At 60.3% G+C, this 14,083-nt stretch carries 13 protein-coding genes; 8 read left to right on the forward strand and 5 right to left on the reverse strand.

The genetic code is table 11. The features are described 5' to 3' along the window. Window positions 1-979: 979 nt before the first annotated feature. Both HF949_RS11905 and HF949_RS11910 read left to right on the forward strand, forming a co-directional pair. Window positions 980-1,471 carry a single-stranded DNA-binding protein gene (locus HF949_RS11905; RefSeq protein WP_292895535.1) on the forward strand — a complete coding sequence of 164 codons (492 nt, stop codon included), beginning with the start codon at window positions 980-982 and terminating at the stop codon, window positions 1,469-1,471. A gap of 29 nt (window positions 1,472-1,500) precedes the next feature. Next, a complete protein-coding gene (locus HF949_RS11910; RefSeq protein ID WP_292895537.1) occupies window positions 1,501-1,914 on the forward strand; it encodes a hypothetical protein in 414 nt (137 codons plus the stop codon). 134 nt (window positions 1,915-2,048) lie between these two features. On the opposite strand, the gene HF949_RS11915 is transcribed toward HF949_RS11910, so the two are convergent. From HF949_RS11915 to HF949_RS11935, 5 genes are read right to left on the reverse strand one after another with little or no spacing between them, the layout of a single operon-like run. Further along, window positions 2,049-3,257 carry a molybdopterin molybdotransferase MoeA gene (locus HF949_RS11915; protein ID WP_292895539.1) on the reverse strand — a complete coding sequence of 403 codons (1,209 nt, stop codon included), beginning with the start codon at window positions 3,255-3,257 and terminating at the stop codon, window positions 2,049-2,051. Then, window positions 3,254-3,754, reverse strand: coding sequence for a cyclic pyranopterin monophosphate synthase MoaC (moaC, locus tag HF949_RS11920; RefSeq protein ID WP_292895541.1), 501 nt, complete (start codon window positions 3,752-3,754; stop codon window positions 3,254-3,256). Before moaC ends, HF949_RS11915 begins: the two co-directional genes overlap by 4 nt. A gap of 3 nt (window positions 3,755-3,757) precedes the next feature. Next, window positions 3,758-4,573: an indole-3-glycerol phosphate synthase TrpC gene (gene trpC / locus HF949_RS11925; RefSeq protein ID WP_292895543.1), complete on the reverse strand. Its 816-nt coding sequence runs from the start codon at window positions 4,571-4,573 to the stop codon at window positions 3,758-3,760. Further along, window positions 4,570-5,607, reverse strand: coding sequence for an anthranilate phosphoribosyltransferase (trpD, locus tag HF949_RS11930; RefSeq protein WP_292895545.1), 1,038 nt, complete (start codon window positions 5,605-5,607; stop codon window positions 4,570-4,572). Before trpD ends, trpC begins: the two co-directional genes overlap by 4 nt. Before the next feature lie 8 nt (window positions 5,608-5,615). Then, window positions 5,616-7,502 (reverse strand): peptidylprolyl isomerase, encoded by a 1,887-nt coding sequence (locus tag HF949_RS11935; protein WP_292895547.1) that lies wholly within the window; start codon window positions 7,500-7,502, stop codon window positions 5,616-5,618. A 175-nt stretch (window positions 7,503-7,677) separates the two neighbouring features. On the opposite strand from HF949_RS11935, the gene tpiA reads away from it, so the two are divergent. From tpiA to eno, 6 genes are all read left to right on the forward strand, one after another. Then, window positions 7,678-8,424 carry a triose-phosphate isomerase gene (tpiA, locus tag HF949_RS11940; RefSeq protein ID WP_292895549.1) on the forward strand — a complete coding sequence of 249 codons (747 nt, stop codon included), beginning with the start codon at window positions 7,678-7,680 and terminating at the stop codon, window positions 8,422-8,424. Between the two features lie 257 nt (window positions 8,425-8,681). Then, on the forward strand, window positions 8,682-9,068 hold the full coding sequence (gene secG, locus HF949_RS11945) for a preprotein translocase subunit SecG (protein WP_292895551.1): 387 nt from the start codon (window positions 8,682-8,684) through the stop codon (window positions 9,066-9,068). 136 nt (window positions 9,069-9,204) lie between these two features. Further along, window positions 9,205-10,842 carry a CTP synthase gene (locus HF949_RS11950; protein WP_292895553.1) on the forward strand — a complete coding sequence of 546 codons (1,638 nt, stop codon included), beginning with the start codon at window positions 9,205-9,207 and terminating at the stop codon, window positions 10,840-10,842. Between the two features lie 87 nt (window positions 10,843-10,929). Beyond that, a complete protein-coding gene (locus HF949_RS11955; RefSeq protein WP_292895555.1) occupies window positions 10,930-11,835 on the forward strand; it encodes a VOC family protein in 906 nt (301 codons plus the stop codon). Then, window positions 11,832-12,662: a 3-deoxy-8-phosphooctulonate synthase gene (gene kdsA, locus HF949_RS11960; protein ID WP_292895557.1), complete on the forward strand. Its 831-nt coding sequence runs from the start codon at window positions 11,832-11,834 to the stop codon at window positions 12,660-12,662. The genes HF949_RS11955 and kdsA overlap by 4 nt, the downstream gene beginning before the upstream one ends. Window positions 12,663-12,768: 106 nt before the next feature. Beyond that, a complete protein-coding gene (eno, locus tag HF949_RS11965; RefSeq protein ID WP_292895559.1) occupies window positions 12,769-14,043 on the forward strand; it encodes a phosphopyruvate hydratase in 1,275 nt (424 codons plus the stop codon). Window positions 14,044-14,083: the final 40 nt, after the last annotated feature.

Raw genomic sequence — 14,083 nt, forward strand, 5'->3', positions numbered from 1 at the left:
CCTGTTTTGAGAAACTGGATCGGCCGGCCGCATGCCGGTCTGTGCATCATGTAGGAAGCGGCATGCAAATGTCGACATCCGGGCCAGAATGACATCGTGCCGACAGCGCTCCGCCGCGCGCGTCCGAGCCGCTCTCCGAAATGCTCCCCAATATGCTCAGAAGCATGCTCAAGACGCAGACAAACACGCATCCTCCCTTTAACACGCGTCGCCCGGCCCACCGCAAGCAAAAAGAACAAAAAACGAACGCTCTCCTGACAATTCTGACAGATCTGCGTCCGGCGTTACACAGATCACATTTCAGGGCGCTGCAGGGCATCTGCTTGACCATAGGAGCCTGAAGGCGCAGTATATTTTAGTCAGCGCTCGCGGTTTGGGTGCTCCGCGGAGATGCCGGTGGGCATATCTGCAAGCATGGGCCGCTTGAGCGGGCTGATGCCGAGCAATTGGCGAAACGCGAAGAAGGAGGAAGGCATGACTCCACCTGACCGATCCACCGGGCTTCGCCTCGGTCGCGAAGCCACAGCCGGCTGATCGGTTCGCGACACATTCGCCGCCTGGCGCGGAAAAATGTGTTTCGATACCGGTCCATGGCGAATGGCGTTTCTGGAGAACGCAATCGCCGGCAGGCACGACAACGCTGGCGGCTGGCTGCCCCCCGAAAACTGAATCTATTTGAAGACAGGGGTGTGATACTTCCCTGCCTTATGACACCGGTAAACCATTCCCGGTATGGAGGGTCTGAAGACCCGGAGCCCCGTGCGACCAACAGGCGGCGGGGCTTTCTCCATGAGATCGTTCCCTTTATCTAGGATCCAGTTCCACTGAACAGGCGGCATTGACGCTGTCGCATGAATGTGAACATAATAGGAACAAATGAGCTGTGGACGAGAGGCGGGGCACTGCAGGCGGGGAGCGCGCGGCAGACCGGCTTGCGATAAAGTGCGCGGCAGATTTCGGACAAGCGTGGAGAAGCGTTATGGCGGGCAGCGTCAACAAGGTCATTCTGGTGGGAAATCTGGGTGCTGATCCCGAGATCCGCCGGCTCAATTCCGGCGATCCGGTGGTCAATATGCGCATTGCGACCTCCGAAACGTGGCGCGATCGCCAGTCGGGTGAGCGCCGCGAGCGCACCGAATGGCACAATGTTGTGATCTTCAACGACAACCTCGCCAAGGTGGCCGAGCAATATCTGAAAAAGGGCGCGAAGGTTTATATCGAGGGCCAGCTTCAGACGCGTAAATGGACTGACCAGAATGGTCAGGAACGCTACACGACTGAAGTTGTGTTGCAGAAATTCCGCGGCGAGTTGCAGATGCTCGACACGCGTGGACAGGGTGGCGACAATCAGGTCGGCTATAGCGGCGGCGGCAGCCGCGGTTCTGATTTCGGCCAGTCAGGCCCGGCCGATAGCGGCGGTGGCGGCGGTGGCGGCTACTCACAGAACCTGGACGACGAAATCCCGTTCTGATCGGATACTTTGATATGTGGAGACCCGGCATGGCCAGCCCGCACCATGGAGCCAGACATGGTTTTCGGGCGGGCGGTGCAGGCTCCTTTATGTTCGCGCTTATGTTCGCATCGACAGCGTTCGCTGGTGAAGCGGACGTCGTAAATGTCAACGTCCTCGCCGAATCAGCCGGAACCTATAGTTTTGAGGTTACCGTCGTGCATTCCGATGAAGGTTGGGAACACTATGCAGACCGATGGGATGTGCTCGACGATGCCGGCAATATCCTTGGCTCGCGCAAACTTCTGCACCCGCATGTCAACGAGCAGCCATTCACCCGGAGCTTGTCCGGCATTGCGCTGCCGGGTGGTCTCACGCATGTCACCGTCCGAGCCCATGACGCGGTTCACGGATATGGCGGCAAGGAGATGAAGGTCTCCATTCCTGGTCGAACAGGGCAATAAAACCCCATATATTCCGCGCCCGTCGGGTGTTGTGCGCCTTCATTCCCCCCCCCCAAAAAAAACCAGTCACCGGAAGAGAGGCTCCCCACGCCTTGCGTCCTTCCAAGAGGAACACGTTCGCTCCGGGCCGGAAATCAGCCAAGCATCAGCACTCGGCAACGCGAGCCCGCTTCGGCAGCCGGCGCCCCGGGTTCCCGGACGATAAGGGCATTGGCCGCGGCCAGTGTCGTGAGCATGGAAGAATCTTGCACGGGAAACGGCGTTGCGATCAGCCCTTCCGGGCCGGCAGCGACAGAAGCGCGAATATAATCGCGGCGCTCGTCATTCTCACGCAGCGCCGTCGCCAGAACTGCCGCGCGCAAATCGGGTGTGTGGTTGCGCTGCCCCAACCGGGCAACAAGCGGACGCAGAAAGAGATGCGCACAGACCAGGCTTGAGACAGGGTTGCCAGGCAGGCCGAGAACGCGCATCTCTCCAAGCTTGCCAAACATCAATGGCTTGCCCGGGCGCATGGCAATCTTCCAGAAGTCGAGCGACATACCAGCGTCGAGCAGGGACTGCCGTACCAGGTCGCGGGCACCGACCGAAGCTCCGCCAAGGGTGACCAGGACGTGCGCCCCGGCATCTGCAGCTTTTCGCACAGCGGCTGAAATTGCAGCTGTGTCGTCGCTCACAATACCCAGATCGAGGATTCTGGCACCTTCGTTCTTCGCCAGTGCTCCAATCGCAAAACCGTTCGAAGCGACAATCTGATCCGGACCGCAAGTCTCTCCCGGTCTCACCAGTTCGTCACCCGTGGCGATGATCGCAACCAGTGGGCGCCCGGTTACAGAAAGAAACGCATGGCCAGCGGCAGCGGCCAGGCCAATACCGGCGGGCCCAAGCCGGCGCCCCTGCTCAAGGACAGTGTCACCTTCCTGGAAGTCAAGCCCGGCTTTGCGGATGTGGCGGCCGATCGCCACCGCGCTCGTTGCTTCGATAAAGTCATCGCCCAGAGAGGTGGCGTTCTCTTGTATCAGAATGGTGTCGGCGCCTTCAGGCACCGGAGCACCTGTAAAAATCCGCACGGCCTCGCCGGCGCCAACAACTCCAGGAAACCGGTTTCCTGCAGCCGATTCCCCAACCACACGCAACCGCACGGCACGCGGGGTTTGGACATCCTTCGCCCGCACCGCATAGCCGTCCATGGCGGAGGCATGAAAGGGTGGTTGCGTGCGCATCGCCGAAAGCGGGGTGGCCAGAACACGACCGTCGGCCTCTTCGATGGGTACGCGCTCACCAGGCAGCGCCTTTACGCCGTCGAGAATGCGCTCCAGCGCCTCGTCTACCGGCAAGAGGGTCATTCAGAAAGCTCCGGAGCCCGCCAGTCGCCCGACTTCCCGCCGGTCTTTTCCAGAAGGCGAATGTTGCTGATCGTCATGCCCTTATCGAGCGCCTTCGCCATGTCGTAGATCGTCAGGCAGGAAACGGAGACTGCTGTCAGCGCTTCCATCTCCACGCCCGTCTGACCGGTGACCCTGACGCGGGCACGCACTTTCAGGCCGGGGAGGGCAGTATCGGGTTCAATCTCGACCACCACTTTTGAAAGGGCCAGAGGATGGCATAGGGGGATCAGGTCAGATGTTTTCTTTGCGCCCATAATGCCGGCGATGCGCGCAGTGGCCAGCACATCGCCTTTCTTCGCATTGCCTGAAAGAATGGCTTCAAGCGTCTGCGCCTGCATGAGCACAACGCCTTCGGCGACAGCTTCCCGGCTTGTCTCCTGCTTGCCGCTGACATCCACCATATGCGCTTCGCCGGAAGCGCCGATATGCGTCAGCTTCCCGGTTTCGCCGCTCATCGGTCAGTCCGCCTGATTGGCCGCATCGAGGCCCAACAGAACCCGCGTTGCTGCAGCGACATCATCCTGACGCATCAGGCTTTCGCCAACCAGAAAAGTGTTCATACCCGCACGCGCCAGGCGACGGCAGTCTTCATTGGTAAAGATGCCGCTTTCGCCGACCACGAGCCGGTCTGCGGGTACAAGCGGAGCGAGGCGCTCACTGGTCTGGAGGGAGGTTTCGAAAGTGCGGAGATTGCGGTTGTTGATGCCGATGAGCCGCGAGGACAGTTTGAGCGAACGCTCAAGTTCCTCTTCATCATGCACTTCTATCAGGCAGTCCATACCGAGTTCGAGCGCGGTGTTTTCGAGGGCGTGCGCTTCATCGTCGGATACGCTGGCCATGATGATCAGGATCGCGTCAGCACCCCAGCAGCGCGCCTCATACACCTGATAGGGCTCAAACAGGAAGTCCTTGCGCAGCGCCGGCAATCCACATGCGGAGCGCGCTGCTTCCAGAAAAGCCGGCGCCCCCTGAAAGGATGGGCCGTCAGTCAGCACCGATAGGCAGGAAGCGCCACCTTCCTCATAAGCTGCGGCAAGCCGGGGAGGATCAAAATCGGCGCGGATGAGTCCGCGTGAAGGGCTGGCCTTCTTGATTTCGGCGATCAGACCGAACCGTCCCGCCGCCTGTTTCTGGAACAACGCGTCAGCGAAACCGCGCGGCGCTTCCACATCACGTGTTTTGGCCACAAGCTCGGGCAGGGGCACAACGGACTTGGCGGCTGCAATCTCCTCGCGCTTGTAGGTTTCGATCTTGCGCAGGATATCGGTCGTCATTGCTCGTGGCCACCCTGGGGGGCTCCCCTGTTCGAAACGTCGATCAGTTGGTTCAAGGTGGTGAGTGCGTGCCCTTGATCAAGCGATTCAGCAGCCAGCGCAATTCCATCCTTCAGCGTCTTTACACGCCCCGCCACCACCAGCGCGGCACCGGAATTCAACAGGCAGATGTCACGGTAGGCGTTCTTCTCACCTTCGAGTACCGCTTTCAGCGCTTTCGCGTTGTAAGCTGCTTCGCCGCCTTTCAGATCGGCCATGGTAACCCGCTTGAGACCAACGTCTTCGGGCGTGAGTTCGAAATGGCGGATTTCACCGTTTTCCAGGGCTGCAACCTGTGTTGTTCCGGCGGTTGTCATTTCGTCAAGGCCCGCACCGTGGACGACCCAAGCGGCTTCCGTGCCCAATTGCTTGAGCACATTGGCGATCGGAGCTACCCATTCCGCAGAAAACACTCCGATCAACTGGCGTCGGACACCGGCCGGATTGGAAAGCGGTCCAAGAAGGTTGAAGATCGTGCGGGTTCCAAGTTCAACCCGCGACGGCCCCACATGCCGCATGGCAGAGTGATGTGCAGGCGCAAACATGAAGCCGAGCCCTGCCTCGTTGATGCAGTCGGCAATCCCCGGTGGGGTCAGCTCGATATTGATGCCGAGGGCGGCCAGCGTGTCAGCCGCACCCGAGCGCGATGAGAGCGCCCTGTTTCCGTGCTTCGCCACCGGGACCCCGGCACCCGCAACAATGAAGGCGGAACAGGTGGACACATTGTAGGAACCGGAAGCATCCCCCCCGGTGCCAACGATGTCCACCGCGTCGTCAGGCGCGGAAACCGGCAGCATCTTGTCGCGCATGGTTGCCACTGCACCGGAAATCTCTTCCACGGTTTCCCCACGCACCCGCAAAGCCATCAGAAAGCCACCGATCTGGCTTGGCGTTGCATCACCCGACATCATGATGCCGAAAGCCTGCCGCGCCTCGTCAAAGCTCAAAGGTGCACCGGAAGCGACCTTTGCGATGTATGACTTGAAAGCGTTCATCGCAGGCCTCAGAAGCTCAGTGCTTCCTGCATGGCGGCCCGGTTCACCGTTACCGGATATTTGCCTTGCAGGCGCGCTACCATCTGGTCGAGCAGATCATCGGCAAGCGCTGATCGCATGGCGGCCCGCTGATTGTCGGAAACGCTTTCGGCGGTTGCACTGGCGGGCTCGAACACTTCCGTCACCTTGAACAGGAACTGACCATCCCCTGCAGGATTGGTAAAAACGCCTGTTCCGTTGCGTGGGACGGAGAACACCGCAGCGACACCAGCCTGTCCCAGATCGGCGTCGTTGGCGTTGCGCTTGAGACCGCGCTTGATCTGTTTTTCCTGGCCGATTTCCTCTGCGATTTCGTCCAGAGAAGCACCTTCCTCAAGTCGCTTGGCGAACTGAGACGCACGTTCGGCCAGAAGCCGGTCCGTCTCGGCCTTCCGCCAGTCCTGCGTAACCTGGTCGCGCACTTCATCCAGCGAGCGGTCTCTTTCAGGGGTGATGCCCTCGACCTCATAGAAGACAAATCCATTTCCGCCCATGGAGAGAGGGGCGTTTTCAATGCCGGAATCGCTTTCGAACACCTCACGCAGAAGTTCAGCCGAAACGGGGAGATCGCCAACGATCGAGCCGTCGGGACGGCGGGCGCTGGCGTCAATGGCTTCAATCGTGCGCATGGAAAGTCTTAGCCTTTCCGCAGCTTCCGCCATCGATGCGCCACCGGCGCGCGCGTCTTCATAGGCATCATGCACGTCAAGCAGAACCCGGGCAGCCTCTTCCAGCGCCAAGTCCTGACGAAGCTCGCTTTCAACTTCGCTGAGTGGCTGCACGACCTCCGGCTGGACCTCTGAGACAGAAACGATCACGGGGCCAAAAGCACCGTCGATCACATCGCTGAACTGGTTTGCGTCCAGAGAGAACGCTGCTTCAGCCACGGCATCATCTGCCACTTCACTACGGGACAGGGTGCCGAGGGCGGTGTCTGCGCTGCTCTTGCCCGCCGATGATGCGACTTCCGTGAAACTCTTGCCGTCCAGCAGGTCTTTCAGCGCCGCTTCAGCTGCAGCGCGGTCGGCAAACACGATCTGGTCAATCGTGCGCTTTTCCGGTGTCGTGAATCGATCGCGGAGGTCTTCATAGGCCTTCTGCACCTGCGCGTCCGAAATGGCCTCGGGATCGGCGATGTCGGAGGGCTCGAGCTTGACATAGCTGAACTTGCGGTATTCGGGAGCCGCGTAGTTGTCCTTGCGCTCGTCGAACCATGCCTGCAAAGCGGCATCATCAGGATCCGCTACCGGCTCCACAAGAGAGCGCGGCACCGCGAGATATTCGACGGTGCGATCTTCACCGCGATAGAGCGCAAGATTCTTGAACAGCTCATCCGGAACACTCATGCCGTCCGTCGCAGCTTCGACGATCTGCTGGCGGATGGCCACCTGCTCGCGGTTCTTCAGATAGTCTTCCGGGCGCATGCCGATCTGGCGCAGCACGAAATCAAACTGTTGCCGGTCGAACCGACCGTCAGGTCCGCGAAACGCGGGATCGTCCGCGGTCAGCTGGGCAAGCTTGTCTCCGGAAAGGCCAAGGCCGAGGCGGCGTGCCTCTTCGTCCAGAAGGGCGCCGGCGGCGAGCTGCTGCAGCACCTGGTCATCCAGACCGAAGGCAACAGCCTGCTCGCGTGTCACGCGTGTGCCAAGTTGCTGCGACAGCGCATTGATCTGTCGATCATAGGCGAGACGGAAGTCCAGCATAGAAACGGAGGAATCTCCGGCTGACAGGACGTTGCGGGATTGGTCGTTCAGAACCTGTCCGGAGATGCCCCAGACAGCGAAGCTCACGACAAGAAGGCCCAGGAGCAGCTTGGCGATCCAGGTGGAGGCGGCATTTCTCAGACTGTCGAGCATGGCTTTTCCGAAGTTCCTTGGTGTGTTTGGGGTAGTGTTCCCAACGAAGCGCAATAGCGTCCCAGACGCCAAGTGTCGATAGCGGAGTGGGAATTGCCACCCCAATTGCTTTTGCATCAGCCCGTGTTTTTGCTAGGGAAGCTCCCGAGTTTGTTTTTGTTGAGGACATCGACCCATGACGCCCGGAATTCGCCCTCTGATCGCTGGAAACTGGAAAATGAACGGCATGAGCGCCGATATCGGCGAGCTGAAGGCAATGGCTGAGGGGGCGTTTGGCGGCGCCGATGCTCTGATCTGTGTTCCCGCCACCCTCATGACGCGGGCGCGGGAGGCGCTGGATGGCAGGGTTCACCTTGGTGGGCAGGATTGCCACACCGCCGCATCCGGCGCGCATACGGGGGACATTTCTGCAGAAATGCTGGCGGATGCGGGTGCGACCCATGTCCTGGTCGGCCATTCGGAACGCCGTACCGATCACGGCGAGACCGACGCCCTCGTGTCCGACAAGGCGGAAGCTGCCTGGCGTGCCGGACTGACGGCGGTGATCTGTATCGGCGAGACAAAGGCGCAGCGCGAAGCGGGCGAAACGCTTTCGGTTCTCTCACGGCAAATTCTCGGGTCCGTTCCCAAAGGCGCACAGGCGAAAAACACGGTGGTTGCGTACGAACCTGTCTGGGCCATCGGGACCGGCTTGACGCCAACGGTTGAGGACGTTGCTGAAGCACACAGGCACATTCGTGGCGAACTGGAAAAGCTTTTGGGAGAAGAGGCCGGGACGATGCGGCTTCTTTATGGAGGGTCGGTCAAACCGGGCAACGCGACGGAACTGCTTTCGGTCGAGCACGTGGATGGCGCGCTCGTCGGCGGGGCGAGCCTGAAGGCGGTGGATTTTCTTGCGATTGCCGCCGCGTGTCCGGTTTGAGAGAACAGAAAACGCTTGCGTTGTCACCGCAAGCGCCTATGTGAGGGTGGGTTTGACGGGAATTCGGGAATTCCGGCGGGTTTGACCGAAAACCGTCACAAACGCCTTGAAAACGGTGCATTCTGTCCCGTTTTCTGGAAAAACACTCAGGTACCAGGATACGGATTTCTGCCGGTCTTGGAAAATCGGCAAAAGCCGTGTAATGAGCCGCGTCCGCACAGAGGCGGACGCTTCGAGCCGGAGAGCCGGAAGGAAACATGCAGACCGTTATCATCGTCATTCATCTGATCGTCGTGGTCGCGCTGGTTGGCGTCGTCCTCATGCAACGCTCCGAGGGTGGCGGGCTTGGCATCGGCGGCGGTTCCGGTTTCATGTCCGCACGCGGCGCTGCCAATGCCCTGACGCGCACGACGGCCATTCTGGCGGCAGCGTTCTTCGCGACGTCTCTCGCTCTGTCTCTGATCGCCCGTTACGGCGCGAGCCCCACGGATATCCTGGATCGCATCCCCGCCGGCAGCGAGCAGACGGAAGGTTCGGGCGGCGTTCTTGACCAGCTGGGCGGTGCGGGCGCTTCCGCGCCTACCGAAGAACCTACGGTTCCGGCTGACGCTGAGCCTGCAGATCAGGTTCCCACGGGGCAGTAAGCCCGGTTCGCGAGGTTGACCGGTCGCTTCGACAGCGGCCGGCTTTGCCAATCGCAGAACTTATTCACCGCGGTGCGCAAAAAGATTTGCGTCTCGTTATTTTTTGCTGGCGGAATCGCCTGTGTCCGGTTAAGCGATGAGTCCCATGGCGCGATATGTTTTCATAACCGGCGGCGTGGTCTCCTCCCTCGGAAAAGGCATTGCAGCAGCAGCCCTTGGCGCGCTGTTACAGGCCCGTGGGTACCGCGTTCGCATCCGTAAACTCGATCCCTACCTGAATGTTGATCCGGGCACGATGTCGCCCTATCAGCATGGTGAGGTTTTCGTCACCGACGACGGTGCCGAGACAGACCTGGACCTTGGCCACTATGAGCGCTTTACCGGGCGTTCGGCCAACAAGCAGGACAACATCACCACAGGCCGGATCTACCAGAACATTCTGGAAAAAGAGCGTCGTGGCGACTATCTGGGCGCCACGGTGCAGGTGATCCCGCACGTTACCGACGAGATCAAGCAGTTCGTCCTCGAAGGCAATGACGATTACGATTTCGTTCTGTGCGAAATAGGCGGAACCGTCGGCGACATCGAGGCGATGCCGTTCCTTGAGGCGATTCGCCAGCTCGGCAATGAACTGCCGCGCGGCAACGCGGTCTATGTGCATCTTACCTTGATGCCCTGGATTCCGGCAGCCGGCGAACTCAAGACCAAGCCGACGCAGCATTCGGTCAAGGAACTGCGCTCCATCGGCATTGCTCCCGACATTCTTCTGGTGCGCGCGGACCGGGAAATCCCCGCGGAAGAACGGCGCAAGCTGTCGCTCTTCTGCAATGTACGCGAATCAGCCGTGATTCAGGCGCTGGACGTGGCGCATATCTACGACGTGCCGCTCGCCTATCACCGGGAGGGGCTTGATTCGGAAGTGCTGGCCGCGTTCGGCATTGATCCTGCCCCCAAGCCGCGTATGGAGCGCTGGGACGAGGTGGCGGACCGGATCCACAATCCCGAAGGCCAGGTGACGATCGCCGTCGTCGGCAAATACACCGGGCTGAAGGATGCCTACAAATCGCTGATCGAGGCCCTGTCGCATGGCGGCATGGCAAATCGGGTACGCGTGAAGCTCGAATGGATCGAGGCGGAAATCTTCGAGAAGGAAGATCCGGCTCCGTGGCTTGAGAAGGTTCATGGCATCCTGGTGCCGGGCGGCTTCGGAGAGCGCGGCGCGGAAGGCAAGATTCTCGCCGCCAAGTTCGCACGCGAGCGCAAGGTGCCGTATTTCGGCATCTGCTTTGGCATGCAGATGGCCTGCATCGAGGCTGCCCGTTCGCTGGCAGGTATTGAAAATGCCTCGTCAACCGAGTTCGGCCCGACCAGCGAACCGGTCGTCGGCCTGATGACCGAGTGGCTCAAGGGCAATATGCTGGAGAAGCGCACGGCCTCCGGCGATCTCGGCGGAACCATGCGCCTCGGCGCTTACGATTCGAAACTTGTCGAAGGCTCCAAGATCGCGGCGATCTATGGTTCGGAAGAGATTTCCGAGCGTCACCGCCATCGCTATGAGGTCAACATCGGCTATCGTCAGAAGCTCGAAGAGTGTGGGCTTGTATTTGCAGGTCTGTCTCCCGACGGTGTGCTTCCCGAGACGGTTGAATATCCCGATCATCCCTGGTTCATCGGTGTGCAGTATCACCCCGAGCTCAAAAGCCGGCCCTTTGAGCCGCATCCGCTCTTTGCTTCCTTCATCGAAGCAGCTGTAGAGCAGTCGCGTCTCGTTTGATATTCTCACCCCGCCGCCGCAGCGGGGTGATCTTTCTTCACCGGTGGAGCACTTGCAAAGCGCCGGGGCTTGGGGCACATGCGGTGCATGGTTTCTGAAAACGACGTGACTTCCTCGCGCAATCTCGACCATTGTGTGTTGCCAACCGCTCATCTGGCGGTTGCGCGAGAGCGTTTAAAGACGCTCGGTTTTACCGTCGCACCCGATGCCGCCCATCCCTTTGGAACCGGTAATTGCTGCGTGTTTTTCAAGGACGGCTCCTATCTGGAACCGTTGAGCCGCGTCGATCCGAAGGTAGCACGCGAGGCCGAAGAAGCGGGCAACGTCTTCGTCAAGCGCGACCAAGAATTTCGGAAGGTGTTCGGCGACGAGGGCTTCTCCGCCGTTGTTCTTGGTACCGATGACGCCGACGAGGATCACGAGCGCTTTGTGGATGGCGGAATTTCGGCTGGCGACCCGCTTTCCTTTTCGCGTCCGTTCCGCGATGCTTCGGGAAAGGAGGCGACCGCATCATTTCGGCTTGCCTTCGCCGCCCCAAAGGATGCTGACGGGCATTTCTTCTTCACCTGCCAGCGTGTGAACCTGCCTTCGGGCGGGCGCGGCGCGCTGGAAACGCATCTAAATGGCGTTACCGGCACCGCGCGCATCATCCTGCTCGCCGCAAGCCCCGAAACGCATGCAGGATTTCTGAAGCGGTTCTCCGGCGCATCCCCTGAACCCGTTCAGGGGGACGGGCTCGATCTGCCACTAGGGAATGCGGTTTTGACCGTGATGACACTGGAACGCTACAAGGCCGATCTTGGCCTCGACCGTGCGGCTCCGCACGGCCAGCTCGATCTCGCGGCGATTGTCTTCCAATGTCCGGATATTGCCGGATTGCGGTCACACCTTTCCATGCAGGCTGTTCTGTACGCCGAAGACGACGGTCGCATCATCGTGCCGCCGGCAGCCGGGCAGGGCGCAGTTTTTGTCTTTGAGGAGTCTTCCCCATGAAACCCAATCCGCGTGTGACTGTCGGAAAGGTCGTGTTCGGCAATGACGCGCCGCTGGCGCTGATCGCCGGCCCCTGCCAGATGGAAACGCGTGAGCACGCTTTCGACATGGCAGGCGCACTCAAGGAAATGACGGACGAACTGGGCATCGGGCTCGTCTACAAGAGCAGCTTCGACAAGGCCAACCGGACGTCGCTCTCGGGAAAACGCGGGGCGGGGCTGGATGCGGCCATGCCGATCTTCGCCGACATCCGCAAGGAATTCGATGTCCCGGTGATTACGGACGTTCACACCGAGGAGCAGTGCCGGGTCGTCGCCGAAGTGGTCGATGTACTCCAGATCCCGGCATTTCTGTGCCGCCAGACCGATCTCCTGATCGCCGCAGCAAAAACCGGCAAGGTGGTGAATGTGAAAAAGGGGCAGTTTCTGGCTCCCTGGGACATGGAAAACGTGATCGCCAAGGTGACGGATTCGGGCAATCCAAATGTGATGGCGACCGAGCGGGGTACCTCGTTCGGATACAACACGCTTGTTTCGGACATGCGCGGCCTGCCGCAGATGGCGGCTATGGGCGCACCGGTTATCTTCGATGCGACGCATTCGGTCGCCCAGCCCGGAGGCCGTGGAGGTTCGTCTGGCGGTCAGCGAGAATTTGTGGAAACGCTTGCGCGCGCTGCGGTTGCGGTGGGTGTCGCTGGCGTTTTCATGGAAACACATCAGGATCCCGACAATGCGCCTTCGGACGGGCCCAACATGGTGCCGCTCCACGAGATGAAAGGGCTTCTTGAGCGCCTGATGGCGTTCGATCGCATTGCCAAGGCGAACTGAGACCGGGCGCGACATTGAGTTTTCGTCCGCCTGCGTTATGAAAAGCGCGAACATACCCTCCCGGTGACGGGCGCCGGGGACAACCTTCAGATCAGAGAGAGCTAAAATGACTGCCATTCTCGACATTGTCGGACGCGAAATACTGGACAGCCGGGGCAACCCCACCGTCGAGGTCGATGTGGTTCTGGAAGACGGTTCGATGGGGCGTGCCGCAGTGCCTTCGGGCGCATCGACCGGTGCTCATGAGGCCGTGGAACTGCGCGATGGCGGCAAGCGCTATCTCGGAAAGGGTGTCGAGCAGGCAGTCGATGCCATCAATGGCGAGATCTTCGAGACCCTGAGCGGGCTTGAAGCTGAAAATCAGATGCAGATCGACCAGGCGATGATCGATCTGGACGGCACCCCCAACAAGGGCCGTCTTGGCGCAAATGCGATCCTCGGCGTTTCGCTGGCGGTTGCAAAGGCGGCCGCCGAAGCCTCCAATCTCCCGCTTTACCGCTATGTGGGCGGCGCTTCCGCGCATGTCCTGCCTGTACCGATGATGAACATAGTCAATGGCGGCGCCCATGCCGACAACCCGATCGATTTCCAGGAATTCATGGTGATGCCCATCGGCGCATCCTCGATCCGCGAGGCCGTGCGCTGGGGCTCGGAAATCTTCCACACACTGAAAGCAGGGCTGAAGGATGCCGGCCACAACACCAATGTGGGCGATGAGGGCGGCTTTGCGCCGAACCTGAAAAGCGCCGAAGACGCACTGGATTTCGTTCTCGCCTCCATCGAGAAGGCCGGCTACAAGCCGGGAGAGGACGTGGCCATTGCACTCGACTGTGCTGCCACCGAGTTCTTCAAGGAAGGCAAATACGTCTACGAAGGCGAAGGCCAGACGCGCGACGGCAAGGCGCAGGCCGAGTATCTTGCAAAGCTCGTCGGCAACTATCCGATCATTTCCATCGAAGACGGCATGTCGGAAGACGATTTCGAGGGCTGGAAGATCCTCACCGACCTGGTTGGCGACAAAGCCCAACTCGTTGGCGACGATCTGTTCGTCACCAACTCGGCGCGCCTGCGCGATGGCATCAAGATGGGGATCGGCAACTCGATTCTGGTGAAGGTGAACCAGATCGGCACGCTGACTGAAACGCTCGACGCGGTGGAGACAGCGCACAAGGCCGGCTACACGGCAGTCATGTCGCACCGTTCTGGCGAAACCGAGGATTCGACCATTTCGGATCTGGCCGTTGCCACCAATTGCGGGCAGATCAAGACCGGTTCGCTGGCGCGCTCGGATCGCACGGCGAAGTACAATCAGCTCATCCGCATCGAGGAAGAGCTCGGCCCGCAGGCGCGCTACGCGGGAAAATCGATCCTGCGCGGATAAAGTCTTCAGGTGACCGTAGGGAAATAACGGTCCTTTAAGC

It is taken from the genome of Nitratireductor sp. (assembly GCF_017794765.1).
Taxonomy (GTDB): domain Bacteria; phylum Pseudomonadota; class Alphaproteobacteria; order Rhizobiales; family Rhizobiaceae; genus Nitratireductor.